Raw genomic sequence first — 24,264 nt, 5'->3', positions numbered from 1 at the left:
TAAAAACGGGCTTTTATCTTGTTCTAAAACTACCATCTAAGAACGCTTTAGCACTTAACCTTTCAAGGGCAATGCCATTTTTCTCTTGCTTGCGAATCTATTTGGCAACTGTCTTTCCGTTTAGGCCAACGGTACTTACATATTTATAAAATATCCCGTGAAATCAAAAATCGAAAGTTTTGGAGGGATCAAGATAAGTATGTGAACATGATCTGGCATCATCTGTCCCTCAGTAATTTCCACACCTTTGTATTGACATAGATGACAAAAAATCTCAATGGGATCTCGTCTTATTTTGTAGTAAATGGTTTTTCTGCGATACTTGGGGAGTAAAGATGATATGATATTTGCACATCCATTCGGTATGTAATAAACTGCAACTAGTTTTAGCCATTTCCTTTTCCTCCTTTGTCTTACCTGAACAAATAGATTCTACCAGGAAAAAGAAATGAAAGGTCAAATCCTTAGCAGCTACCAGCTTAGCTGGTGGTTTTCTTGTTTTTCTCTACGAGAAAAACTGACTTGAAGCCATAATGAAAATAAGACGGAAGGTCCTTCTTCCGTCTTATTTCTGGTCTCGAGACTCTGGAATCAATCGATTCCAAGCTCTTCGTTCTTCTTCTGCTGCTGGGTTTCCTTGTGATTATCATAGCGATTAACCAAGAACTTGGCGATTTCTTTGAGGATAGAATAAGTCGGGATTGCCTCGATCATCTCTAGTACACCATAGATATTGCTGGATAAGAGCAAGAGTACCATGATGATAATAGGAAGATCCTCATCTGACACCAGATAAAGAAGATAATCATTAGCAAAAGGACCTACATCAACTTACTTTTATAAAACATCTGACTCCTCCTATCGGTTATTTTATCCTAAATTTTGTTATAATAAAGAAGATTTAACGAAAGAAAGAGTAAAAATGGAAAAAATTATCAAACTGGAAAATGTAAGCTTGGCTAAACAAGGCCGAACCATCTTAAAAGATCTCAACTGGCAGGTGAAAAAGGGGGAGCATTGGGCCATCCTCGGTCTCAACGGCTCAGGAAAATCTACTCTCCTGCGCTTGCTTATGGCTGAGCATTGGAAGACTCAGGGCAAGGTGACAGTTCTGGGTACGGAATTTGGTGCTGGCGACATTCCTCATCTGAGAACTAAGATTGGAGTAGTCGGCTCCTTCATTGCTGAACGCCTTCCTAGCCATCTCACTGCCGAAGAAGTCGTCCTGACAGGCAAGTATAAAAGCAATATTCTCTATGCTCCTTACGGACAAGAAGAACTGGATCAAGCTAGGGAAATGCTGGCTTCCATTGGCGGACAAGATTTGATTGGTCGGAGCTACGCCAGTCTGTCTCAAGGGGAAAAGCAGCTCTTGCTGATTGCGCGCAGTCTCATGGAAAAACCAGAACTGCTTATCTTAGACGAAGCGACCAGCGGTCTGGATCTCTTTGCCCGCGAGCGCCTGCTGGATCAGATTGGTAAGATTACACAGATGGACCAGGCTCCAACTATCCTCTATGTCACCCACCATGTAGAGGAAATCACTGCTGCTATGGATCATGTCCTGCTCCTAAAAGAAGGTGAAATTATAGCCCAAGGTCCTAAAGAAGAAATTTTTCAAAAAGAGGTCATGAATCGCTTCTATCCTCAGCCAGTCGAGTTGATTGAGCTGGGAGAAGACCGCTATTTCATCAAGGTGGAGAACAGGTTCTTATGAAGTAATTTGCCAACATCATCTTCAGTCTGGGATACTTTCTGATTCTAACCATGACTGCGATTGCCTTGCTTTTCCTGTCTGGACAGATTCTACTGTCCCGCACTTACATCCCTTTGAGGATTGCTGAGGACCCAATTCATCAGTAATCCTTGGTATTTCTACCCTATCCTCCTGTTCTCTCTCCTCAGCCTCTTTTTAATATGGCTTCTGCTGGAAAAAGTTCAGACCAAGCATCTTTTTTAGATTTTGTCCTTCACTTGACTGATGCCCGTAACGAGATTTTACCTTGTTCTAAAACTACCATCCAAGAACGCTTTGACATTTAACTTATCAAAGGCAAGGTCATTTTTTCCCAATCACGTATATTAGAAACTCTCTTTTCATTTAGGCCAACGATACTCACATAGTTCCTTCTCACCCAATCAATTGTCATAAAATAACCCCTCTTGTTCTTCAATCTGAACAGGAGGGGTTGTTTTGAATTTAAATGAATAAGACTTAGCTTTGTGTTATTAGTATTTTCATCACTTCATTTTAATCGTAATCAGCGTACCTCCACCAAGCTATTGTTGCGATAAGACCTAGAATATTGACCCCAAATAAACTGACAATGCTCCCAAAATTCAATGTTGCTTTTCCTGCAATACCACTGGCGAGTGCAGGAATCGCCCATGGAATGTATCTTCCAAAGTTAAGAGCAGAACCAAGTTGAGAAAAAATAATTGTAAAAATAATAAATGCCAATGGAGACAAATAGCCCCGGCCTAAACAAGCAAAAAAAGCCACCGGAGTAGAGAGTATGATCGTAAGAGTAGTACAAAGAACAAAAGTAAGTATACCTTTGAAAATCACCGTTAAGTTCCCACCATCAAGTCCAATCAAATTGCCAGCCAACAATCCCAATAAAAGTGCAAAAATTGATAAAATATAGCTCCATAGAGCGATAACGATAAACTTGGATAATACGATTGTATCTCTTTTTATCGGAAGCGCTAATAGGTCTATCATCGTTTTATCAGAATATTCTCTACCAAAAACCCAAGATGCTGTAAATCCAAAAATGAGCAATCCCCCAACAGAAATGACTTGTGATATGGTCATTAAGTATGATGACCAGTCTGTTATCCTCATCATTTCCATTTTTGCAGAAATCAAACCAAGATTTTTGAAATTCTCTGGATATTTCATCATAGTTGCAAACAACCCAACAATAAAAGGAACTAAACAGATAGAACAAGCAGTTACGATGGAAAGTTTTGATTTTATTAACTTTCTCCATTCAATTAAAATACAGGAACTAAGCTTTTTCATTCGAAACACCTCTATTATAGTCATTCAGTATTCTTAAGAAATAATGCTCTAAATCTTCTTTTTCAACAGCCAGCGATTTGGGCGGATAACCTGCATTAACCAGCAATGTAGCAATTTCTTCCGGATATTCCACAGATTTTTTATCAATTAGTTCTAAGAAATCGATATTATTTTCTGTGTCTGATTGAATGTTTACCTGATAGCCCTGGTTAGATAATACTTCTTTCATGGCCTTATTATTAGATCCAGTTACTAGTAACCTCTTTTCTAAGTACTGCTCTAATTCATTGCTTTCAACTTCTCTTATAAGTCTGCCTTCATGTATAATGACTATTCTAGTAGCAATTTTAGATATTTCTTCCAGATTATGACTTGAAATAAGAACAGTTGTACCTAGATTATTTGCCAATTCCTTTAACAGCTCTCTCACTTCAATAACTCCAAAAGGATCTAATCCATTTGTTGGCTCATCAAGAATTAGGATTTTAGGTTTATGAATAATCGCTTTTGCAATTCCTAAACGCGCAACATTTCCTAAAGAAAGATGCTTCTCCTGTTTATGTTCATATTGCTTTAGTTTTAATTTTTCAATGACCCAGTCAATATTATCTTTATTAACCCCTCTTAATTTACTAACGATTTCTAAATTTTCTCTCACAGTTAAGTCTGGATAAGAATAAGGTGTCTCAATAATATAACCTATTTCATTTCGAAGTTCTAAATTACTCAGATCTAACTTTTTTCCTTGGATATAACATTCTCCTGATGTAGATTTTATCAATCCTAACATCATTCTCATCGTTGTTGTTTTCCCTGCACCATTTAGTCCTAAAAAACCTACTATTTCACCAGGTTTTATCGATAGATTCAAGTTGTTGACAACATTTTTTGTTCCATATCTTTTAGAAAGGTTTGCGGTTCTAATTGCTTCTTGCACCATTACCTATCCTCCTTAGTAATTTGCTCAACAATTCCTTGTATGACTAACTTCAATGTGATATCAAATTGTTCTTCACCGATTTCCTCGATGTGTAATATAGTCATAGCAATCGTTCTAAATAAAGCAGAGACGATTTCTACCGATACATTTTCTCTAATGTTGATTCGGGATACAATTTTTTTAACCATCCTATCATCTATCAGATGATGATTTGTTATCGCCTCTTTTGGCAATTTTCTTACGAGTAATTCCATTTCATGATTTTTAAATATGGTATACATAAATGAATAGCGAAAATCTTGATAAAAATCATAAAGTAACTGTACCAGACGATTTGTATCTATCTTGGCTTCCATATCTAATTGTTCTGTCAGGCGATCCATAACATCTATTTGATATTCTTCTAAGACCGCAAAAAATAACATTTCTTTTGAAGAATAAAAATTATAAAAAGAACCTTTAGAAATATCTACCATTGCTGCCATCTGGTCAACTGTGGTTTTCTTAACCCCATATCTTTGAAGGCATTCCTTTGCAACTTTATGTAATTTCTTTCTAATTATTTCTTTTTCTTCAGTAGTAAAAGCAGTAGCCATAATTTCCTCATAAAAACGCTGTGACGTTTTTTGAATTTACAGTCATAGATTATCATATAAACTGAAAAATGTCAAAAGTCTTATATCTTCTTTGTAAGGAAATATAAGACCTTACATTCACAAGAACCTTAATTCTCTTCTGTTAGAGCTACTTATTTGATTTTCATGATTAAAAATACAGTGCTGAAAGCTCCTATTATCTGGCTTTTCTCTCTGTATCCTTATTGTGTCTCAAGTTCCTTCTCGCAATTTCTCAATCATGATCAAGAAAGGCGGATTGTTAATCTGATTGATGGTCTTGTAGAGGGCAACGGTGAAGTCCTGCTGAGACAGGTAGCTAAGATTAGTCGAGCATTGTTCAAGCCAGCTTCTGCCAAACGCTGACAGTTTACTACTTCATTTAAAACAAACAAAAAGGTCGAGACAAATGTCTCAACCTTTTTATTTTGCATAATCAACTGCTCGCATTTCGCGAATGACTGTGACCTTAATATTTCCTGGATATTCCAAGTTGTTTTCAATCTTTTCACGCACATCATGTGCCAAGATTGTAATCTTATCATCCTTGATTTTCTCTGGACTGACCATGATTCGGATTTCACGACCTGCCTGAAGGGCAAAGCTTGTCTTAACCCCTTCAAAGCTGTTTGCAATTTCTTCCAAATCTTGCAATCGCTTGATGTAGCTTTCCAGCGACTCACTGCGAGCTCCTGGACGAGCTGCACTTAGGGCATCAGCTGCTGCAACGATGACTGCAATAACGCTCTCAGGTTCCACATCTCCGTGGTGGCTAGCAATCGTATTGATAACAACTGGATGCTCCTTATACTTGCGAGCCAACTCAGTTCCAATTTCCACGTGGCTGCCTTCTACTTCTCGATCGATGGCCTTACCAATATCATGGAGGAAACCAGCACGACGAGCCAAGTTCGCATTTTCACCCAACTCTCCAGCGATAACTCCAGCCAATTTGGCAACCTCAATCGAGTGGCGGAGAACATTTTGCCCGTAGGAAGTACGGAACTGCAAGCGACCCATGATTTTCATCAAATCAGGATGCAAGTTTGGTGCTCCGATTTCATAGGCTGCGGCTTCACCATACTCTCGAATACGGTTATCAATCTCTAAGCGATTCTTTTCGACCAATTCCTCGATACGAGCGGGATGAATCCGACCATCCTTGAGAAGTGCTTCCATAGTCATCCGAGCAATCTCACGGCGAACTGGATCGAAACCTGAAAGAGTAACCACTTCAGGCGTATCATCAATGATAACATCAATCCCTGTCAAGCTTTCAAAGGTTCGAATATTACGACCTTCACGTCCGATAATCCGTCCCTTCATGCTGTCATCAGGAAGATGAACCGTTGAATTGGTCTGCTCAGCCACATAGTCACCAGCAATCCGCTGCATAGCTTGAACCAAGATATCCTTGGCCACCTTGTCCGAGCGCTCTTTGATATCCTGCTCCGCTTCCCGAATACGAGTTGCAATCTCCTTAGACAGCTTGTCCTCGGTCTTGGTCAAGATAATCTCACGCGCTTCCGTCTGAGTCAGGGATGCTACCCGCTCAAGCTCAGCTTCTTTTTGCTGCTCTAGCTCAGCTACTTGTGCTTCACGCGCATCAATGTGTTTAGCTTTATCAGTAAGACTCTGTTCTTTGTGCTCCAAAGTCTTTTCCTTGTTGGTTAAATTGTCATCTTTGCGGTCAAGACTACTTGCGCGCTCTGTCAAGCGGCTTTCAATTTGTTTTAACTCTTGACGCTCAGACTTAAATTCTGCATCAACCTCTTCACGATATTTTCTGGCTTCTTCTTTTGCCTCCAAAAGTGCTTCTTTTTTAAGCGAACTGGTTTCGCGCATCGCTTCTTTGACAATCAAATCCGCTTCGCGTTCTGCCTGACCGCGTAAATTGGTTGCTTCTTGTTCAGCATTTAAAAGAGTAAGTTCCGCGGCTTCTTTAGATGCTTTCATCTTAACCGCGATTCCTACATACCCAATCACTAAACCAATGATGGCAGCAAAAACAAAAGCAGCTATCGTATATAAGCCCATGTTTTTACTCCAAATCTATTTAATTATTGAATTCAAAATTCCTTTTTATTCTATCATAAATAGCAGAAATTCACAAATCAATTTTTTGAAAAAGAAGGCCGTTTTTTGCCTATTATTGAGCCAAAAGGCGCTAAATCAAAGAATTTAATATATAAAATTTTTTTATTTCCTAACTCTTATTTTTTTATGCTATAATCAAAAGGAAGTGTTTGAAATGTCGCTTTTAAAACCTGATCTCATTTTCAGGTTCCAATTTTAAAATTTTAAAGGAGAAATCATGTCTAAAGAAGTTATCGTTGAAAGTTTTGAGCTTGACCATACAATCGTAAAAGCACCCTATGTTCGCCTTATTGGAGAGGAAACTGGTCCCAAAGGAGATATTATCTCTAACTTTGATATTCGCTTGGTGCAGCCAAATGAAGACTCTATTCCGACTGCTGGCCTGCATACCATCGAGCATTTGCTGGCTATGCTTGTTCGCAAGCGGATTGACGGTATGATTGACTGCTCGCCTTTCGGTTGCCGCACAGGTTTCCATATGATTATGTGGGGACAGCACTCAGCGACTGAAATTGCTAAAGTCATCAAATCTTGCTTAGAAGAAATCGCTGAGACAACTACTTGGGAGGATGTCCCTGGCACCACTATCGAATCTTGCGGTAATTACAAGGATCACAGCCTTTTTTCTGCCAAAGAATGGGCGAAACTCATTCTCAGCCAAGGAATCTCTGACAATGCTTTCGAGCGCCATGTCCTCTAAGCAGAGGGATTTTAATCTTCTAGGATTTTATTATTTGCGCTAAAAATGAAAAAAATCAACCCGCCCTTCTGGAAACAGAGGGCGGGTTTGTTCTTATTATTCCTGCATAGCATAGCCGATACCACGGACAGTTTTGATATAGCTGGTCTGTCCAGCAACATCAATCTTACTACGTAGATAGCGAATATAGACATCGACTACGTTGGTTTCAGTCGCGCCCTCATACTTCCAGACACGTTCCAGAAGCTGCTCGCGGCTCATGACCTTTTGGTTGCTCATCAGCGTCACTAGCAGATCATATTCTCGTCGTGTCAAGGCAATCACTTCCTCTCCACGATAGACGATATGATTTTTCAAATCAACTCGTAGATTGCGGTAAGCAGTCGGTGTTTTCAGCTTGCTACAATGCTGGTCAATAAAGTCCCGACCTCGAAAAATATCGGAGACTTTCTCAACCAAATCACTGATAATAAAAGGCTTTATGGTATAGGAGACAGCAAAGCGCTGAATCTCATCTGCATGTTCTTTGATTTCTTCACGGCTGGTTAAGACGATAATGACCGAAGCCGGTTTGAGCAAGCTCAGTTGCTTGGCAAAGTCACTAGCAGTCATATCCTGCAAGTCATAATTAAGCAAGAGCAGATCATAGTCATTTTCTCTGGCCAACGCCAAACCTTGACTTCCTGTCTCAACTACATCCAGAAGATAAGCTTCCTTTTGCAGTTCCAAAGTCACAAATCGTGCAAGATTCTTTTCATTTTCTACTAATAAAATTCGCTTTGCCATAGGCCTATCCTATTTTTCGTCATACCAAGAGTAGTGGAAGGTTCCTTCTTTGTCTTTACGTTGATAAGTGTGAGCACCGAAGTAGTCACGTTGCGCTTGGATCAAGTTAGCTGGAAGGTCCGCTGAACGGTAGCTGTCAAAGTAAGTAATAGCAGCTGAGAAGGTTGGTACTGGTACACCTGCTTGAACAGCAAGAGCTACGATATCACGCACTGCTTGTTGGTACTTAGCAGTAACATCCAAGAAGTACTCATCCAAAAGAAGGTTAGCAAGATCTGCATCGCGGTTGTAGGCATCTGTAATTTTTTGCAAGAAACGTGAACGGATGATACAGCCATCACGCCAAATAGATGCGATGTCCGCAAATGGCAAGTTCCAGTTATTTTCTTTAGAAGCCACACGCAATTGAGCGAAACCTTGTGCGTATGAAATGATTTTTGAGAAGTAAAGGGCTTGACGGATCTTTTCGATCAACTCAGCCTTGTCTCCTTCAAACTTGAAGGCAGCTGGTTTTGGAAGCACCTTGCTAGCATGTACACGCTCTTCTTTGTAAGTAGAGATATAACGGGCAAATACGGATTCAGTGATCAGTGATAATGGCACACCAAGGTCAAGCGCTGATTGGCTGGTCCATTTACCAGTTCCCTTGTTGCCTGCAGCATCAAGGATGTAGTCTACGATTGGGCCGTCTTGACCTTCATCATCTTTACGGCTCAAGATATCAGCTGTAATTTCGATCAAATAGCTGTCTAATTCGCCCTTGTTCCACTCAGTAAAGATTTCAGCCATATCTTCTGCAGAAAGACCAAGCAAGTGTTGCATGAGGTCATAGCTTTCTGCGATCAATTGCATGTCACCGTACTCGATACCGTTGTGGACCATTTTCACATAGTGACCAGCTCCATCAGGACCGATGTAAGTCACACATGGTTTGCCATCTTCTGGCGCTTTAGCTGAGATTTCTTCAAGAACATCAGCTACCAATTCATAGGCTTCTTTTTGTCCACCAGGCATGATAGAAGGACCTTCAAGGGCACCTTTTTCACCACCAGAAACCCCTGTACCGATAAAGTTGATACCTGAGTTTGCCAATTCTTCATTACGACGGATGGTATCTTTGTAGAAAGTGTTTCCTCCGTCAATCAAGATATCTCCCTTGTCAAGGTGTGGAAGAAGGGCTTGGATAGTTGCATCTGTACCAGGTCCAGCTTGAACCATAAGCATGATACGGCGAGGTTTTTCGATAGATTGAACGAAAGACTCTACATCGTAGCTTGGAACAAATTTCTTTTCAGGGTGGCAAGCGATTACGTCTTCTGTTTTTTCTTTGCTACGGTTGTAAATGGCAACTGTATAGCCACGAGATTCGATATTTAGGGCAAGGTTACGACCCATTACGGCCATACCTACGACACCAAAGTTAGCTTTTGTCATTTTCTACTCCTATAATCTTAGTTGTTTAATCTGTTATATTTTAACATTTTTACATGGTAATGAAAAGTATTTAGCTGATAGAAATGCTTTTCTGATGGATGATAAACAAACAGCCAGAAGTTCCGACTCCCAGCTGTTTGTATAGCTTAGACACATTTGGATTTATTTCTCATCAACTTCGATGACAGCTTGCTCATCTTGTTTTAGCTTGTTAACAGTCATATTAACACCAAGAGCTCCTGCTAGGAGTTGACGAATATCGAAGCCTGCACCTTGCGACACTTGGTCAATACTCTGCATGATATCACCAACCATCTTAGAAGCATTGCCTTCACCATACATAGTGATTTTGTCCACTTTAGTAAGCGGCTCTGCTACAGCACGGGCAATTTCTGGCAGTTTGTCTACAATCATCTCAGTAATCGCAGCTTCCTGCATCTTCTTCATGGCTTCTGCTTTTTTATCCAAACCTTCTGCTTCGGCTTCTAATTTAAGACGAATAGCCTCCGCTTCAGCACGTCCCTTAGCTTCAATAGCTTCAGCTTCTTGCAGTTGCGCAAATTTCTCAGCCTCGGCTTGAGCCTTGCGTGCTTCGGCTTCTTTTTGTGTTTCAAAGAGCTCCGCCTCGGCTTGACGTTGACGCTCAATCAATTGTGCTTCCGCTGCTTGTTGACGAGAGTATTTCTCCGCTTCAGCCTGTTTGCGGATGTTAGCATCCAGTTCTTGCTCCCGAACCTTAACTTCGCGTTCCTTGACTTCAGCTTCTTTCTCTTGCTTCATGATATTAGCTTCGGCAGCCACACGTTCTTGCTCGCGACGCTGCACTTCCGCCTCAATCCCTTTAGCTGCATCAGCCTTAGCTTGAGCTATATCCGCTTCCTGCTTGAGGGCTGCTTGCTTCAATTTCAACTCATTTTGCTTTTGAGCGATTTCTAAGTCAGCAGCTACGCGCTTATCGTTAGCCAATTTGTCTTGCTCAGCTTCTACTTCCTTGCGCTCACGTTCAGCTTTAGCCTTCGCAATTAAGGCATCTTTTTTGATGGTTTCGACATTTTCGATACCGAGATTATCAATCACACCACCTTCATCAGAGAAAGACTGAACGGTAAAGGCAATGACTTCTAATCCCATCTTAGCCAGATCCGGAGCTACGTTGTCCTGAACTTTTGAGGCAAATTCCTGACGGTCATTGACCATCTTACGTAATTCCATCTGACCAATTACTTCCCGAAGATTTCCTTCTAGTACATCTTGGACAGAGTTAGAAATATCAGTGGTATTCCAATTAAGGAAGTTCTCTGCCGCACGGTCAATCATTTCATCAGTAGTACCAATCTTCAACTTAACAGCCGCATCAGCACGAACGTTGATAAAATCAAGTGTTGGCACAGACTCAGAAGTACGGACGTCTGTAGAAAACTGCTCAATATCCAGATAAGAGCGCTGCTCTACAAAAGGAATCATGAAGCCAGCCTTACCTCTCAAATGGCGCTGCTTACGCAGACCAGTAATAACGACTACTTCATTTGGCTTAGCATTGACATACCCCTTAGCCAAAAGAATAATAAGCACAATGGCTGCAACGATTGCAAAAATCAACCAGCCTGGGATAAATAACATATCCATAGAAACTTCCTTTCTTTTTCCAGAGCAATAGACGAAGGCATTGCCCAAATATATTTTTAGTTAGTATATCAAAAAATTAACAGTTTGCAAAACTTTTACTGCTAATCCTATTCAACTTCCAAAATGCCCCTTCAAACAAAAAGATAGCTTCCCATTTATTGAGGAAGCTATCCATCTTTTATTAGTCATTTCTTCCAAAGATACGAAGGATGCTGAGGAAAAGATTGATAAAGTCGAGATAAAGGCTCAAAGCCAGAGAAAGGGCCCAACCAAGTCCAGCCTGTCCGCCTGTCTGCTCATAGACATAGCGAATTTTTTGATTGTCCCAAGCAATCAAACCAGCGAAAATGACGACGCTGACATAGCTGACAATATAGTCTATCATGTCGCTACCCAGGAAAATATTGACAAAACTCGCGATCACAATCCCAATCAGACCTGCAATCATAGCACGGCCCATACCAGACAAATCTTTTTTGATGATGACACCCATGGCTGCCATGACAAGGAAAACGGCCGCACTAACTGCAAATGCTTTAAAGACCACACCTCCTGTGTACATGGCCACAATGAAACTCATGGTAAAGCCGTTTAGGGCTGAGTAACTCAAAAAGAGGGGGAGAGCAGCTGGACTATTGCGAAGTCCCATACTGGAAGCTGACCAAACCAAGGCCACCTCAAGGAAAATCGCACCGTAGTATATCCAGCGGTAATGGAGCAGAATATCTACTAGAGCTGTCTGGAAGGTCGTCAGCATTAAGCCTGAAACCAGAGCAGAGATGGCAATTCCCATCCCGACAAATCCGTAGACCTTAGAATAAAAACTAGAAAGTCCACTGTTTTCTTGAATAATTGTATTGTTCATAATGTCTCCTTTTTACATTTTAACTTTTCATCATCTTTCGATGATACTTTTTACGCCCACTCAGCTTTTGTCGCCAAGGCGCCGTCGCTTCTTTGATCGCCCAATACTTGTCCACCATAGTTACAACGAAGGACTCCTTGTAGCGGGGTGGTGCTAAGGTCGCTCCCCACATATGCTTGATGATAATATCTTCCTCAACTCGATTGAGCTTGGTAATCTTGCGGGCATTTCGGACTGCTAGGCGGGGATGTACCCAGGCATGACTCTTTTTAAACTTGGTTTCACGCCAGTCATAATAAAATAGGTCATGCAATAGAGCGCCCCGTGCTGTACTGCGGGCATTCCAGCCAAATTTTTTTGCAATTTTATAACTAGTATAACTGACATTGATTGAATGTTCAAGCCGATTGGAATGAATATGATGGGTAATCCCTTTTAAGCGTTGGACGCTGGGCTTCTCAATCAAATGCCCCACATAAGCCATAAATTCATCATCTTCTCTGTAAGGCATGTCATCACCTCCATTTAGTTTTATTATAGAGAAATTTCTAAAAGTTAGCTTAAAGCAAACATCAGGATGCCGGCTGCCACAGCTACGTTCAGACTTTCAGCCTGCCCCTTCATGGAAATATGAACCAAAACATCAGCCGCATCCGTCATTTCTTGGCTGATTCCCTGACCTTCATTGCCCATGACTAGGAGGAAATTCTCATTTTTTTCGACCTTTTGATAATCAAGGGAATCCTCTGATAAAGTCGAAGCCAGAATTTGTAAATCATTCTGACGAGCCAGAGTCAGCATATCCTCTCTGCTCACGCGATAAATGGGCAGATGAAAATGGCTACCCTGCATAGAACGCAAGGTTTTGAGATTGTAAATATCAGCGGAGTAGCTAGAGATGAAAACTCCTTGATAACCCGCCGCATCCGCTGTTCGGATGATGGTTCCGACATTGCCAGGATCCTGCACATCTTCTAAAAAGAGGTAGGCACCTTCCAGCTTTTCTGGAATATTCTGCTCCTCAAAGGCTAATTCTGCAACGATTCCCTGAGGGGTCTTACTATCTGCCAAATCACTCAGAATCTCAGGACTAACAAAAATTATCTGAGAAAATGCTGCCAAGCGCTCTTCGTACTCTGCCAAGGCAAAAATTCGCAGAATCCGTGCCTGACTGGCCAGAGCCTCCTCAAAAAGATGCCAGCCCTCAATCAAATACGACTCGCTACGATATTTTTTTTGATGCAGCTTTTTAGCTTTTTTTACCACATTATTGGCTTTTGAGGTTATAATATTCATAAATACATTATAACACAATCTAGCAGTTTTGAACTCATCCTCTAGACTTAGCTTCAGAGAAAATCTTGTCTCCAGCAAGCAACCGCTCGCTGCGCTATGGACTGAGAAGCGAGTTTCAAACCGCTACAAAAGGAGGTAACGATGCAAAAAGTAAGAATGATTGCGCAAGGACGAGTCCAAGGCGTCGGCTTTCGTTGGGGCGTTTACTCCCTCGCTCTGCAAATCGGCGGGATTACCGGTCGTGTCTGGAATAATGACGACGGTACAGTCGAAATTTTGGCTCAAGCTGAAAGCTCTGCCCTCATGGCCAAGTTCATTCAAGGAATCCGCAAGGGACCAACTCCTTTTTCAAAAGTCAGCTATTTAGATGTCACCATGGCCAATTTTGATTCCTATACTGACTTTAAAATTGCAAATTAGGTCTGTAGAACTATTGTATATTTCCTTAAAAAACAGTAGAATAGATAGGTATTATTTTTTAGAAACAAAGGAAATGAACTCGTGAAAACATTTAAACGTATTTTATTCTCTGGAATGAGCTTGTCCCTCCTTCTATTATTGACAGGGTGTGTCGGACGAGACAAGGCTGGCAATCCTTCTGGTATCATTTGGGATGTGCTTGGTCAGCCTATGGCAGATAGCATCCAGTTCTTTGCCAAGAATTCAGGTCTCGGTTACGGTCTAGCGATTATTATCGTTACCCTTATCGTGCGGCTGATTATTTTCCCACTGGGAATCTATCAGTCTTGGAAGGCGACTCTTCAGTCAGAAAAGATGAACTACTTCAAGCCCATCTTTGCCCCTATTCAAGAACGAATCAATAATGCCAAAACCCAAGAAGAAAAACTGGAAGCCCAGCAAGAACTTATGGCTGCTCAAAGAGAAAATGGTCTCAGTATGTTTGGCGGTATCGGCTGCCTCCCTCTACTCATTCAAATGCCTTTCTTCTCAGCCCTCTTCTTCGCTGCCCAATATACAAACGGTGTAGCCAGCAGTACTTTCCTTGGCATCAATCTTGGAAAACCTAGTCTGGCCTTGACTCTCATTGTCGGTGTACTCTACTACATCCAGTCACTTCTCTCCCTACATGGTATCGAAGATGAGACCCAAAAAGCGCAGATGAAGAGTGCAACTTATATGAGTCCGATTATGATTGTTGTCTTCTCCTTCATGTCACCAGCGGCTGTGACCCTCTACTGGGTAGTCGGTGGTTTCATCCAAATCATCCAACAATTCATCATTAACTACTTAATGCGTCCTCGGATCAGAAAGCAAGTAGCAGAAGAATACAAAAAGAATCCTCCGAAAGCCATGAGCAATGCAGGCCGCATCAAAGATGTGACACCAAAAGCGAGCCAAGCAATCACTCAAAACAATAAAAAGAAAAAGAATCGCAACGCTGGTAAACAACGTTCTAGATAAATAAACTATCCATTTCCCTCTGAGATTTCCTATCTAATCTTGGAGGGATTTTTTTCTGCTCTCCCTTAAAATACTAAAAGAGAGGCTGGGACAAAAGTCCTAGCCTCTCAATTGTCTTTGGATTGTCGAGCAAGACGCAGTGGTTGAGTGGGCTCTACTACGCTGATTTCATCAGCTTTTACAGCCCTACTCAACTGTGCGGAGGTGGGACGACGAAATCGAATTCTAACGAATTACCGATTTCTGTCCCACTCTCTCTTTCTTAAACTTTTAATCAATATACTTCAATTTTCCACGGAAATCAGCCAGACTTTCATAGCCTTTTTCTTCCATAATCGCCTTGAGTTCGGCAGTGATGCGCTTGAAGGCTGCCACACCTTCTTTATGAAGGGTTGTTCCTACCTGCACCATACTGGCTCCACAGAGGATATGCTCAAAGGCATCGCGCCCTGTCAAGACACCCCCAGTTCCGATGATTTGGATTTCTGGTTTCAGGCGCTGGTAAAAGGCATGGACATTGGCCAGAGCCGTAGGCTTGATGTACTGGCCGCCAATACCGCCAAAACCATTTTTAGGACGAATGACCACTGACTCATCTTCTATATAAAGACCGTTTCCGATCGAATTGACACAATTGACAAACTTGAGCGGATAGTTGTTAAAAATCGCAGCAGCCTGATCAAAATGTACAATATCAAAGTAAGGCGGCAGCTTGATTCCCAACGGCTTAGTAAAATAAGCAAAGACCTCTGATAAGATACGATCAGTCGTTTCGAAATCATAAGCAATCTGTGGCTTACCTGGAACGTTTGGACAGGAGAGATTGAGCTCAGTAATCCCTTTAAAGTCGCTTGCCTGCACTTTCTTGAGAATGGTGTGGGTTTCTTCTGGCGACATACCAACCAAGGAAAGGAAGAAAGTGCGATTTGGTTCGCTTTCTTGCAGCTCCAGCAAGTAGTCAAGATAATAATCTAAACCATTATTGGGCAGGCCCATGGAGTTGATAGAGCCCAATAGCACATCCTGATAGCGAGGCTCTGGGTTTCCTTGACGAAATTCCAGCGTTGCCGTCTTAGTCACAAAGGTTCCTGCAGCAGAGTTTTTGACTTCTTCTAACTCTTCCACTGTCATACAAGCAACTCCTGCAGCATTCATCAGGCAGTTATCAAAATCAAAACCCGCAATTTTTGTCTTGGTTGTTGTCATTATTTTGACCTCTTATTCCTTAATTTTCTCTATTATATCATTAAAATTCTTCCTATAAAGGATTTCTCCTAATTTTCTAGCAAAAGGTTCGGCATTTCCACCTAGAATCTTCAAATAAATATTATGGAAATTTTCAGAAAATTCAACTTTTTTCTTTACACCCTAAAAAAATTCTGCTATAATGGCTCGTGTAATAAAATATAACAACAAAAGGAGAACGATATGACATCTGCTAAAGAATATATCCAAAGCGTGTTTGCAACTGTAAAAGCTCGTAATGGGCATGAGGCCGAATTTCTCCAGGCGGTTGAAGAATTCTTCAGCACTTTGGAACCTGTATTTGAAAAACACCCTGAGTATATCGAAGAAAATATCTTAGCACGTATCACTGAGCCTGAGCGCGTGATTTCTTTCCGTGTTCCTTGGGTTGACCGTGATGGAAAAGTGCAAGTCAACCGTGGTTACCGTGTTCAATTCAACTCAGCTGTTGGACCATATAAAGGCGGACTTCGTTTCCACCCAACTGTAAACCAAGGAATCTTGAAATTCCTCGGATTTGAGCAAATCTTTAAAAACGTCTTGACTGGACTTCCAATCGGTGGAGGTAAAGGGGGATCAGACTTCGATCCTAAAGGAAAAACGGACGCCGAAGTCATGCGCTTCTGCCAAAGCTTCATGACTGAGTTGCAAAAATACATCGGACCATCACTTGACGTCCCAGCTGGCGATATCGGTGTTGGTGGACGTGAAATCGGTTATCTCTACGGTCAATACAAACGCCTGAACCAATTTGATGCTGGTGTCTTGACTGGTAAACCTCTTGGATTTGGTGGTAGCTTGATCCGTCCAGAAGCAACTGGTTACGGTTTGGTTTACTATACTGAAGAAATGCTCAAAGCTAACGGTAACAGCTTTGCTGGTAAAAAAGTGGTAATTTCCGGTTCTGGTAACGTAGCCCAATACGCTCTTCAAAAAGCGACTGAACTTGGCGCTACTGTTATCTCAGTATCTGACTCCAACGGTTATGTCATCGACGAAAATGGTATTGACTTTGATCTTTTGGTTGATGTTAAAGAAAAACGCCGTGCTCGTTTGACTGAGTACGCAGCTGAAAAAGCCACTGCTACTTACCATGAAGGTTCTGTATGGACTTACGCTGGGAACTACGACATCGCTTTGCCATGTGCGACTCAAAACGAAATCAATGGTGACGCAGCTAAACGCTTGGTTGCCCAAGGTGTTATCTGCGTATCTGAAGGAGCTAACATGCCTAGTGACCTTGATGCGATTAAAGTCTACAAGGAAAATGGAATCCTTTACGGACCTGCTAAAGCTGCCAATGCTGGTGGTGTAGCTGTATCTGCTCTGGAAATGAGCCAAAACAGCCTTCGCCTGTCATGGACTCGTGAAGAAGTTGACGGCCGTCTCAAAGACATTATGACCAACATCTTCAACACAGCTAAAACAACTGCTGAAACATACGGTCTTGGTACTGACTACCTTGCAGGAGCAAACATTGCTGCCTTTGAAAATGTAGCAAACGCTATGATTGCCCAAGGTATTGTTTAATTAGTCGATACATCCTATCGGAGGACAAATGATGAACTTACGGCCGATGGAAGTAAGAGACAATACAGCTGTAGCGCAACTCATTCGAGCTAGCCTAGAAGAATTCGGGCTTGACAAACCAGGAACTGTCTACTTTGATTCTCATCTAGATCATTTGGCCGACTTCTATCAACTGCAAGAGAGAGCAGCTTACTTTGTTCTGGAAGATGAAGGACAGCTGGTTGGCTGTGGTGGCTTTGCACCTGTGTCCGATAAAATTGCTGAATTACAAAAACTGTATGTCACTAAAAATAGCCGTGGCAAAGGTTATTCCAGCAGGTTGATAAAGCGGATATTCCAGGAAGCCCGCCTAGCAGGTTATGAACAGCTTTATCTAGAAACCTCTACTGAACTGGCTACGGCCGTGGCCATCTATCAACACTATAGTTTCACAGCATTGCAACAACCGCTTACTAACGCCGTTGGCCACCCAGCTATGAATATCTGGATGATAAAATCCCTCTCATCAGATGAATAGATGGCAATATACTATGGTCGAATCGAGGGCATCAGTACCAAGCTCCTCAACACAGCTAAAACAACTTTTAAAAATGTAGCCAAGGCTATGATAGTTAAGGTATTGTTTAAAATTCATTTGCTCAATCCTCAATCATTATGATTGGGGATTTTTATATTGGTTTTAAAAAAGCTCACTATTTTTAATAGTAAGCTTAAAAATCAAAATTCACTTTACTTCTACTAAGGCAAAAGACAGGCATTCAACTATTTCGTTTACTGCTTCATCTATGTCTAGGTCCTCATTATTATTCAACATCATTGGAAGAGCATAAGAAAGACTCAAGGCTAGAATATAACGAACGATTCTTTCGTTTGACCAATCTCGGATAACACCATTTTCTTTAAACTGATTCAGAACTGGACTAATTGGCTTAATGATAGAGTGAATAATAACATTCCCTAACTGGTCAGAAATATTTTTATCAATAAAAGAACGACTCAAGAGAATTTTAACTTGCATTTGATTCTCCTGAATGAAAACTAGTCTATCTCGAACAATGCTTCTCAAAAACACTGGAAAACTCTCTTGGTTTGCTGTAAATTTCTTCTCAGAAAAATCAGCAATCACATCTGGAATAACTTGCTCAAGAAAAGTCGATAAAATTGCTTCTAAGATGCCTTCCTTAGTTTTAAAGTAACTAAAAACTGTCCCTTCTGAAACTCCAGCCTCTTTAGCAATAAGGCTGGCTGTTGTATTTTCAAAGCCAATTTCTGAAAATAACTTTAGACTTGATAATAATACTTGACGTTGTTTTAAACTCAAATTGCTATTTTCTAATGCCTGGGCATACTTTTGTTCTAAACTTTTCATCACTAGCATCTCCCTGCTACCCTCTTACTTTTACGACTTTCTTACCTCGAGTGTGTCCCGACTTCAGACTACGATATGCCTCTCTAACTGACTTTAGAGAAAAATCATAAACCTGATCAATATTCAGCAGAACTTTCCCATCTGAGACCATTTCCGCTAGAACTTTAAAATCATCATATGTGGAATGTCTAGGACCCGTGAACTGAGCTCCTCTTATCATAACATATGGTAAAGGTACTAGCGTTCCAATAGCCGTACCCTTCAATCCCAAACTAAAAGCCAATTTAACATAATCACTTCCATAGCAATCCAAGAATTTTGTAATCGGCTTTGGACTTGCTGATAGAAGAGCATTCTGGATGTTCTCTTCGTAAGCAACTGGTATTGCACCTAAGGACTTCAAATATTCTGAATTTTTCTTACTTGCAATTCCGATAACCGTTGCCCCCTTAGCAACTGCATACTGTACTGCAATACTTCCAATACCACCTGCCGCTGCTGAAATAACTATAACATCTTTAGAACTTAACTCAATTTTTCTAAAAGCACCTCCCACTGTTAGAGATGCCACACCCATAGTAGCTGCGTGGTTCATATCAATCATCTCTGGTTTCGACACAATTTCCGATTCATTGACACAAACTTCTGTTGCCAAAGCTCCCCTCTTGGTCCCCAATCCAGGGTCACTGATCATTGTTCCAAAAACCTTATCTCCTACTGAAAACCGACTTACTCCTTCACCAATTTCTGTGATGACTCCAGCAAAATCCCGCCCGACACCTCTTGGAAATAGAGATGATTTTGGCTCAAGCCAACGACTTGGCTTCTTTAGTTTCGTCATAAAAGATAGAAATCGGAGTGGCTTTGCCCCCTCAAAAGTCTTATAATCAATAGGATTTAAACCAACAGCATGAACTTCTACCCTAACTTGATTCACTTCCAAAACATCAGATTTAATGTTCACCAAATCTAGCACTTCTTCATCACCGAAACGACTATATTGTATTGCTTGAACAACCATTTTATGAACTCCTTTTTTCGTCTACAAATTGAGTGAGCGCTCAATCACATTGTGATTATACGCTCATTTCCCAAATATGTCAATCTACGAACTTGTATTTCTATAGATTGCTTAAATAATCAGGTTCTTAATAAAGAGATATTACTTTCTATCTCTTAACATGTATTAAAAGCAGCAGCCGCAACTCCAGAACTATTGTTTATTTAAAAATCAGCTTGCTCACTTGAGCAGCTGATTTTTTGTCTATACATCAACTGTAAATGCTTACCGAGCTGACTCTTTCAAAAGGGCCAGATATTCCTCTAAAACTAGGTGATGTTTTTGCATATATTGGGCCGACTCTACACCAACATAACGATAGTGCCAATTTTCAAAATTCACACCAGTAATATCGCTTTTCCCTTCAGGATAGCGCAGAATAAAGCCATATTTAGGGGCAATTTCCGCAATCTTATTTGCTACCTCATCATTCTGACCTTCTGGCTCGCTCATATCAATCGCCAAGCCTGTCTGATGCTCACTGGCACCTGGCAGCTGGATCCGCTTTTGCACTTCTTGCTCCGCTTCTTGCCGAGACAAGCCTTCTTCTTCAGCCAAGGCTAGGGCTTCTTCATAGAGCTCTGTCTGCTCCGCTCGGCTACGATAGCCCGAAATCAAGGTTTCTCCCGGTGCAATAGCCCGAGCTGCAGCTAAAAATTGTCTGGTATTTTCAGCAATACGACTATCTACCTGAATATCATCAATTTGGGTCAACTTAGGATGTGACTCTTCCTGTAAATGGCTACGATTGACCAAAATCAATTCCCAATCATCAACTGACACCTTGGGCAAGTCAGAGGTCCAGACTCCCAAACCACGACTAATAAAAGTTAAGAAGTCTTCATCCATGTCCTGAAATCGCAGTAGAGCAAACAGCAAACTGATCCCAATTCCTAGAAATAAGAGCCTATTTATTAGTCGAAACAGAGAGAGTTTTCTCTTTCTTTCGTGGCGACCTCTTCTCAAGCCTTGTCCTCCAGCTCTTTCGCTCCAACTTCACGATAGGACATATCACCGATGGAAACAACCGAAAATTGTCCATCTTCATAGTCTACGATGGTCACACTACCATTGCCTAGGCCATGAGGTTGCATGCGATTAATAAGGTAGACAAAAGTTCCGATGGTCATGCCATGACTAACTACCAAAGCATTGCCACCGCCCGCAGCCTCCAGCTCCTCAGCAATCTCTGAGAAGCCTTGCCAAATTCGGCCACTGAGTTTTTCCCAATTCTCAGTCCAGCCAGCCGTGTCGACTTCTACTAAACCTTCTGCCAGCTCGGCATAGCTGAGTTGATGGACATGATCGATATTAAAGACCCTAGGCATGACCCCCATAAAGAGCTCGCCATCATAGCCACCATCAAAACTGCCAAAACACCACTCTCGAATGCGCTTGTCAAACCTATAAGGAATCTTTCCAGTCAAGCCCAGCTCTTCCAGAATAATTCCCATGGTCTGAATGGTTCGACCCGAATCACTGGATCTAGCTAGTTTAAAATCAATACCCGCTTTTCGCAAACCTATTCCTAATTCATGAATGCCACGTTCACCTTCTGCTGTCAATGGACTATCACTCCAGCCCTGAGCTCGTCCGATTGTATTAAACATCGTTTTGCCATGTCGGATGAGGTATAATCTTGTTTTTGCCATACACTTCCCCCTTATTCTCCTCTCATTATATCACGTTTCTGAAAAAAAGCAGTTTCTAAGATTGAAAGAAGACAGCTCAATAAAACTTAACTATTTCCATGATTTCTTTTAACTGTTTATTTCAGCGTCCAAAATTTTGGCACCAACTTCACGGTAGGATACATCTCCCAAGATCTGAATCGTAAATTGCCCTTTTTCATATTCAACAACTGTCACACTGCCGTTGTCAACCTCAGGATTTTTGCTAATGGCTTTATCAATCAGATAAGCAAAAGTCCCGATGGTCATACTATGGCTGACAACCAAAGCATTGCCTCCACCAGCAGCTTCCACTTCTTGGGCAATAGCTGTAAATCCAGCTAAAATCCGTCCGCTGAGTTGCTCCCAGGGCTCAGCCCAGCCAGCCGTATCCACTTCAACCAAGCCGTCGGCCAATTCTGGGAAAGTCAGATCTTTATAATTGTCAGTATCACGCACCCTTGGAATCACTCCACGGAAAAGATCGCCACCATAAGCCCCGTCAAAGCTCCCGAAGCACCACTCTCGAATACGCTTGTCAAACTTATAAGGAATCTTTCCTACCAAATCCAGCTCTTCTAGGATAATCCCCATGGTCTGAATGGTTCGACCAGAGTCGCTCGAGAAAGCCTTGGTAAATTCCAAGCCAGACTCTCTTAGCCCAATCCCTAGCTCACGGATACCACGTTCGCCTTCTTCAGTTAAGGGAGTGTCCGACCAGCCTTGAGCCCGACCAATTGTGTTAAACATAGTCTTACCATGACGGATGATGTATAATTTTGTTTTTGCCATGAATGTCTCCTTTTTTCATCAAGGCCACTCGTCTAAGGGTGGCTTATTTGTCTCGCACTTGACTGAGCAAGACAGAGGGAAAGGGTCTGTTTAGACAGACCCCTATTACTTAGTTTTTGAAACTGTGAATTGGCGCAGGAATCTGACCGCCCCGCGCGATAAAGTCGGCTGACGAAGCCTGATTGACCTTCATGACTGGAGCTGTTCCCAAGAGCCCGCCAAATTCAATCATATCGCCTTCCTTGCCCTTCGGAATAATCCGCACAGCTGTTGTCTTCTGATTGATGACACCAATAGCTGCCTCATCCGCAATCATGGCTGCGATAGTTTCAGCCGGTGTCGCCTCTGGGATGGCAATCATATCCAAACCGACCGAGCAGATAGCTGTCATAGCTTCTAGCTTTTCTAGATTGAGCGAGCCATTTTGCACAGCCGCAATCATGCCCTCGTCTTCTGACACAGGAATGAAAGCACCAGACAGTCCGCCCACCTGATTGCAGGCCATGACACCGCCTTTTTTGACTTGGTCATTGAGCAGGGCAAGTGCCGCTGTCGTACCATGGGTACCGACTGTTTCCAAACCCATTTCTTCCAAGACACGGGCCACTGAGTCCCCGACTGCTGGCGTCGGCGCCAAACTCAAGTCAACAATCCCGAACTTGACGCCCAGACGCTCGCTGGCCATCTGACCGACCAACTGGCCGATACGAGTGATTTTGAAGGCCGTTTTTTTGACCGTTTCAGCCACCACGTCAAAGCTCTCACCACGGACCTTTTCCAAAGCCCGTTTGACAACACCAGGCCCAGAAACACCGACATTGATGACCACATCTGCTTCACCGACACCATGAAAAGCGCCCGCCATGAAAGGATTGTCCTCTACCGCATTGGCAAAGACAACTAGCTTGGCCGCCCCCATGTCAGAAAGTTGGGCCGTTTCCTTGATAATGCGCCCCATATCTGCAACTGCCGTCATATTGATGCCGGTCTTGGTTGAGCCGATATTGACAGAGGAGCAGACCTTGTCCGTCTCAGCCAAAGCGCGCGGAATGGAATTAATGAGGATTTCGTCTCCTTTTTGATAACCCTTTTGGACCAAAGCAGAGAAGCCACCGATAAAGTCCACACCGATTTCTTTTGCTGCCCGATCCAGAGCATGAGCCAGAGGCAGATAATCCGTAGCATCGGTAGCTGCCCCAATCAGAGAAATCGGAGTCACGGAGACGCGCTTGTTGACGATAGGAATTCCCAGCTCAGCTGCAATCTCATTTCCGACTGAAACTAAATCTTTCGCTTTTGTCGTAATTTTTTGGTATACCTTGTCCGCCGCCCGCTCAATATCCGAGTCAATGCAGTCCAAGAGAGAAATGCCCATGGTAATGGTTCGAATATCAAAATTCTGCTCCTCAATCATGGCAATGGTTTCTGTAACTTGCCTAATATCCATGTGCCCTCTCCTTAGATATTGTACATAGCGTCAAAAATCGCTGCGCTTTGAATATTGATTTTGACATTAAGCGTCTGACCAAAGGCCTCAAATTCACTACGAAGTGCTGCAAAATCCTGCTTTTTGTCGCTAGAAACGACAGCCATCATGGTAAAAAACTCGTCCAAAACCGTTTGAGAAATATCGTCAATATTGAGCCCCAGCTCGGCAATTTTAGTAGCCACACCAGCCACAATCCCTGCCTTATCTTTTCCAACAACCGTAATAATCGCTTTCATCGTTTGCTCCAATCATCTTTATTGCTAATATTGTAGCATAAATGCCTAGTTTTTGCATGAATTTT

General features: G+C 42.0%; 25 protein-coding genes and 4 pseudogenes. 8 read left to right on the top strand and 21 right to left on the bottom strand.

Going from position 1 to position 24,264, the window contains the following annotated elements; all coding sequences use genetic code 11:
* Positions 1-13: 13 nt before the first annotated feature.
* Both tnpA and D8791_RS02990 read right to left on the bottom strand, forming a co-directional pair.
* Positions 14-394 (bottom strand): annotated as a pseudogene (tnpA, locus tag D8791_RS02995) (IS200/IS605 family transposase).
* 197 nt (positions 395-591) lie between these two features.
* A pseudogene (locus tag D8791_RS02990) lies at positions 592-771 on the bottom strand (hypothetical protein); the annotation flags it as partial.
* 151 nt (positions 772-922) lie between these two features.
* Here D8791_RS02990 and D8791_RS02985 point away from each other — a divergent pair.
* Together D8791_RS02985 and D8791_RS02980 are read left to right on the top strand one after the other, a co-directional pair.
* A complete protein-coding gene (locus D8791_RS02985; RefSeq protein ID WP_125446194.1) occupies positions 923-1,717 on the top strand; it encodes an ABC transporter ATP-binding protein in 795 nt (264 codons plus the stop codon).
* Positions 1,718-1,767: 50 nt separating this feature from the next.
* Positions 1,768-1,957, top strand: a pseudogene (locus D8791_RS02980) (beta-carotene 15,15'-monooxygenase); the annotation flags it as partial.
* Positions 1,958-2,251: 294 nt separating this feature from the next.
* On the opposite strand, the gene D8791_RS02975 reads toward D8791_RS02980, so the two are convergent.
* From D8791_RS02975 to D8791_RS02955, 5 genes and pseudogenes are all read right to left on the bottom strand, one after another.
* On the bottom strand, positions 2,252-3,028 hold the full coding sequence (locus tag D8791_RS02975) for an ABC transporter permease (RefSeq protein ID WP_125446193.1): 777 nt from the start codon (positions 3,026-3,028) through the stop codon (positions 2,252-2,254).
* Complete coding sequence (locus D8791_RS02970; protein WP_125446192.1) at positions 3,015-3,968, bottom strand: ABC transporter ATP-binding protein; 954 nt, start codon at positions 3,966-3,968, stop codon at positions 3,015-3,017. The genes D8791_RS02975 and D8791_RS02970 overlap by 14 nt, the downstream gene beginning before the upstream one ends.
* Entirely contained in the window at positions 3,968-4,564 is a 597-nt protein-coding gene (locus D8791_RS02965) for a TetR/AcrR family transcriptional regulator (protein WP_125446191.1), read from the bottom strand. Before D8791_RS02965 ends, D8791_RS02970 begins: the two co-directional genes overlap by 1 nt.
* 231 nt (positions 4,565-4,795) lie before the next feature.
* A pseudogene (locus D8791_RS02960) lies at positions 4,796-4,906 on the bottom strand (SAM-dependent methyltransferase); the annotation flags it as partial.
* A 99-nt stretch (positions 4,907-5,005) separates the two neighbouring features.
* Positions 5,006-6,619, bottom strand: coding sequence for a ribonuclease Y (locus tag D8791_RS02955; protein ID WP_061910604.1), 1,614 nt, complete (start codon positions 6,617-6,619; stop codon positions 5,006-5,008).
* Positions 6,620-6,896: 277 nt separating this feature from the next.
* On the opposite strand from D8791_RS02955, the gene D8791_RS02950 reads away from it, so the two are divergent.
* Positions 6,897-7,379 (top strand): S-ribosylhomocysteine lyase, encoded by a 483-nt coding sequence (locus D8791_RS02950; RefSeq protein ID WP_125446190.1) that lies wholly within the window; start codon positions 6,897-6,899, stop codon positions 7,377-7,379.
* Positions 7,380-7,475: 96 nt separating this feature from the next.
* Here D8791_RS02950 and D8791_RS02945 read toward each other — a convergent pair whose 3' ends face one another.
* The 6 genes from D8791_RS02945 to D8791_RS02920 all read right to left on the bottom strand — a co-directional run bounded on the left by D8791_RS02945 (position 7,476) and on the right by D8791_RS02920 (position 13,386).
* The gene (locus D8791_RS02945) at positions 7,476-8,165 is read right to left on the bottom strand and encodes a response regulator transcription factor (protein ID WP_125446189.1); all 690 of its coding nucleotides are present in this window, start codon (positions 8,163-8,165) and stop codon (positions 7,476-7,478) included.
* 9 nt (positions 8,166-8,174) lie between these two features.
* Positions 8,175-9,599, bottom strand: a complete 1,425-nt coding sequence (gnd, locus tag D8791_RS02940; protein ID WP_048766212.1) for an NADP-dependent phosphogluconate dehydrogenase — start codon at positions 9,597-9,599, stop codon at positions 8,175-8,177.
* Positions 9,600-9,761: 162 nt separating this feature from the next.
* On the bottom strand, positions 9,762-11,225 hold the full coding sequence (locus D8791_RS02935) for a flotillin family protein (protein WP_125446188.1): 1,464 nt from the start codon (positions 11,223-11,225) through the stop codon (positions 9,762-9,764).
* Positions 11,226-11,406: 181 nt separating this feature from the next.
* A complete protein-coding gene (locus D8791_RS02930; RefSeq protein ID WP_125446187.1) occupies positions 11,407-12,090 on the bottom strand; it encodes a Bax inhibitor-1/YccA family protein in 684 nt (227 codons plus the stop codon).
* Positions 12,091-12,109: 19 nt separating this feature from the next.
* A complete protein-coding gene (locus D8791_RS02925; protein WP_048766208.1) occupies positions 12,110-12,601 on the bottom strand; it encodes an HDIG domain-containing metalloprotein in 492 nt (163 codons plus the stop codon).
* Between the two features lie 44 nt (positions 12,602-12,645).
* Positions 12,646-13,386: a TrmH family RNA methyltransferase gene (locus D8791_RS02920; RefSeq protein ID WP_125446186.1), complete on the bottom strand. Its 741-nt coding sequence runs from the start codon at positions 13,384-13,386 to the stop codon at positions 12,646-12,648.
* Positions 13,387-13,527: 141 nt separating this feature from the next.
* On the opposite strand from D8791_RS02920, the gene D8791_RS02915 reads away from it, so the two are divergent.
* Positions 13,528-13,806: an acylphosphatase gene (locus tag D8791_RS02915; protein WP_125446185.1), complete on the top strand. Its 279-nt coding sequence runs from the start codon at positions 13,528-13,530 to the stop codon at positions 13,804-13,806.
* 81 nt (positions 13,807-13,887) lie between these two features.
* Positions 13,888-14,808 (top strand): membrane protein insertase YidC, encoded by a 921-nt coding sequence (gene yidC, locus D8791_RS02910; RefSeq protein WP_125446184.1) that lies wholly within the window; start codon positions 13,888-13,890, stop codon positions 14,806-14,808.
* A 270-nt stretch (positions 14,809-15,078) separates the two neighbouring features.
* On the opposite strand, the gene D8791_RS02900 is transcribed toward yidC, so the two are convergent.
* Positions 15,079-16,014 carry a dihydroorotate oxidase gene (locus D8791_RS02900; RefSeq protein WP_125446183.1) on the bottom strand — a complete coding sequence of 312 codons (936 nt, stop codon included), beginning with the start codon at positions 16,012-16,014 and terminating at the stop codon, positions 15,079-15,081.
* 222 nt (positions 16,015-16,236) lie between these two features.
* On the opposite strand from D8791_RS02900, the gene gdhA reads away from it, so the two are divergent.
* Genes gdhA through D8791_RS10290 form a run of 3 tightly spaced genes read left to right on the top strand, consistent with a single transcriptional unit; the run spans position 16,237 to position 18,241 of the window.
* A complete protein-coding gene (gene gdhA, locus D8791_RS02895) occupies positions 16,237-17,583 on the top strand; it encodes an NADP-specific glutamate dehydrogenase (RefSeq protein WP_005590909.1) in 1,347 nt (448 codons plus the stop codon).
* 31 nt (positions 17,584-17,614) lie between these two features.
* Positions 17,615-18,100 (top strand): GNAT family N-acetyltransferase, encoded by a 486-nt coding sequence (locus D8791_RS02890; protein ID WP_125446283.1) that lies wholly within the window; start codon positions 17,615-17,617, stop codon positions 18,098-18,100.
* Positions 18,101-18,241: a hypothetical protein gene (locus D8791_RS10290; RefSeq protein ID WP_185760542.1), complete on the top strand. Its 141-nt coding sequence runs from the start codon at positions 18,101-18,103 to the stop codon at positions 18,239-18,241.
* Between the two features lie 66 nt (positions 18,242-18,307).
* Here the strand turns inward: D8791_RS10290 and D8791_RS02885 are convergent, their stop codons facing one another.
* The 7 genes from D8791_RS02885 to D8791_RS02855 all read right to left on the bottom strand — a co-directional run bounded on the left by D8791_RS02885 (position 18,308) and on the right by D8791_RS02855 (position 24,199).
* Complete coding sequence (locus D8791_RS02885; RefSeq protein ID WP_125446182.1) at positions 18,308-18,952, bottom strand: TetR/AcrR family transcriptional regulator; 645 nt, start codon at positions 18,950-18,952, stop codon at positions 18,308-18,310.
* Between the two features lie 16 nt (positions 18,953-18,968).
* Entirely contained in the window at positions 18,969-19,973 is a 1,005-nt protein-coding gene (locus D8791_RS02880) for an NADP-dependent oxidoreductase (RefSeq protein WP_125446181.1), read from the bottom strand.
* A 264-nt stretch (positions 19,974-20,237) separates the two neighbouring features.
* Complete coding sequence (locus D8791_RS02875; RefSeq protein ID WP_312023723.1) at positions 20,238-20,978, bottom strand: M15 family metallopeptidase; 741 nt, start codon at positions 20,976-20,978, stop codon at positions 20,238-20,240.
* Positions 20,975-21,664, bottom strand: coding sequence for a histidine phosphatase family protein (locus D8791_RS02870; protein ID WP_125371891.1), 690 nt, complete (start codon positions 21,662-21,664; stop codon positions 20,975-20,977). Before D8791_RS02870 ends, D8791_RS02875 begins: the two co-directional genes overlap by 4 nt.
* Before the next feature lie 108 nt (positions 21,665-21,772).
* Complete coding sequence (locus D8791_RS02865) at positions 21,773-22,474, bottom strand: histidine phosphatase family protein (protein ID WP_125446180.1); 702 nt, start codon at positions 22,472-22,474, stop codon at positions 21,773-21,775.
* A 109-nt stretch (positions 22,475-22,583) separates the two neighbouring features.
* The gene (locus D8791_RS02860) at positions 22,584-23,921 is read right to left on the bottom strand and encodes a PFL family protein (protein WP_125446179.1); all 1,338 of its coding nucleotides are present in this window, start codon (positions 23,919-23,921) and stop codon (positions 22,584-22,586) included.
* Between the two features lie 11 nt (positions 23,922-23,932).
* A complete protein-coding gene (locus tag D8791_RS02855; RefSeq protein WP_125446178.1) occupies positions 23,933-24,199 on the bottom strand; it encodes an ACT domain-containing protein in 267 nt (88 codons plus the stop codon).
* Positions 24,200-24,264 lie beyond the last annotated feature (65 nt).

This window comes from Streptococcus cristatus, assembly GCF_003943515.1.
GTDB classification, from domain to species: domain Bacteria; phylum Bacillota; class Bacilli; order Lactobacillales; family Streptococcaceae; genus Streptococcus; species Streptococcus cristatus_D.
The sequence above is the reverse complement of the archived record's forward strand: the minus strand, read 5'-3'. Positions and strand labels throughout refer to the sequence as shown.

Coding starts and splice junctions, on each gene's coding strand:
- D8791_RS02985 (WP_125446194.1), top strand. CDS start 923: ATGGAAAAAATTATCAAACTGGAAAATGTAAGCTTGGCTAAACAAGGC.
- D8791_RS02975 (WP_125446193.1), bottom strand. CDS start 3,028: ATGAAAAAGCTTAGTTCCTGTATTTTAATTGAATGGAGAAAGTTAATA.
- D8791_RS02970 (WP_125446192.1), bottom strand. CDS start 3,968: ATGGTGCAAGAAGCAATTAGAACCGCAAACCTTTCTAAAAGATATGGA.
- D8791_RS02965 (WP_125446191.1), bottom strand. CDS start 4,564: ATGGCTACTGCTTTTACTACTGAAGAAAAAGAAATAATTAGAAAGAAA.
- D8791_RS02955 (WP_061910604.1), bottom strand. CDS start 6,619: ATGGGCTTATATACGATAGCTGCTTTTGTTTTTGCTGCCATCATTGGT.
- D8791_RS02950 (WP_125446190.1), top strand. CDS start 6,897: ATGTCTAAAGAAGTTATCGTTGAAAGTTTTGAGCTTGACCATACAATC.
- D8791_RS02945 (WP_125446189.1), bottom strand. CDS start 8,165: ATGGCAAAGCGAATTTTATTAGTAGAAAATGAAAAGAATCTTGCACGA.
- gnd (WP_048766212.1), bottom strand. CDS start 9,599: ATGACAAAAGCTAACTTTGGTGTCGTAGGTATGGCCGTAATGGGTCGT.
- D8791_RS02935 (WP_125446188.1), bottom strand. CDS start 11,225: ATGGATATGTTATTTATCCCAGGCTGGTTGATTTTTGCAATCGTTGCA.
- D8791_RS02930 (WP_125446187.1), bottom strand. CDS start 12,090: ATGAACAATACAATTATTCAAGAAAACAGTGGACTTTCTAGTTTTTAT.
- D8791_RS02925 (WP_048766208.1), bottom strand. CDS start 12,601: ATGCCTTACAGAGAAGATGATGAATTTATGGCTTATGTGGGGCATTTG.
- D8791_RS02920 (WP_125446186.1), bottom strand. CDS start 13,386: ATGAATATTATAACCTCAAAAGCCAATAATGTGGTAAAAAAAGCTAAA.
- D8791_RS02915 (WP_125446185.1), top strand. CDS start 13,528: ATGCAAAAAGTAAGAATGATTGCGCAAGGACGAGTCCAAGGCGTCGGC.
- D8791_RS02900 (WP_125446183.1), bottom strand. CDS start 16,014: ATGACAACAACCAAGACAAAAATTGCGGGTTTTGATTTTGATAACTGC.
- gdhA (WP_005590909.1), top strand. CDS start 16,237: ATGACATCTGCTAAAGAATATATCCAAAGCGTGTTTGCAACTGTAAAA.
- D8791_RS02890 (WP_125446283.1), top strand. CDS start 17,615: ATGAACTTACGGCCGATGGAAGTAAGAGACAATACAGCTGTAGCGCAA.
- D8791_RS10290 (WP_185760542.1), top strand. CDS start 18,101: ATGGCAATATACTATGGTCGAATCGAGGGCATCAGTACCAAGCTCCTC.
- D8791_RS02885 (WP_125446182.1), bottom strand. CDS start 18,952: ATGAAAAGTTTAGAACAAAAGTATGCCCAGGCATTAGAAAATAGCAAT.
- D8791_RS02880 (WP_125446181.1), bottom strand. CDS start 19,973: ATGGTTGTTCAAGCAATACAATATAGTCGTTTCGGTGATGAAGAAGTG.
- D8791_RS02870 (WP_125371891.1), bottom strand. CDS start 21,664: ATGGCAAAAACAAGATTATACCTCATCCGACATGGCAAAACGATGTTT.
- D8791_RS02865 (WP_125446180.1), bottom strand. CDS start 22,474: ATGGCAAAAACAAAATTATACATCATCCGTCATGGTAAGACTATGTTT.
- D8791_RS02860 (WP_125446179.1), bottom strand. CDS start 23,921: ATGGATATTAGGCAAGTTACAGAAACCATTGCCATGATTGAGGAGCAG.
- D8791_RS02855 (WP_125446178.1), bottom strand. CDS start 24,199: ATGAAAGCGATTATTACGGTTGTTGGAAAAGATAAGGCAGGGATTGTG.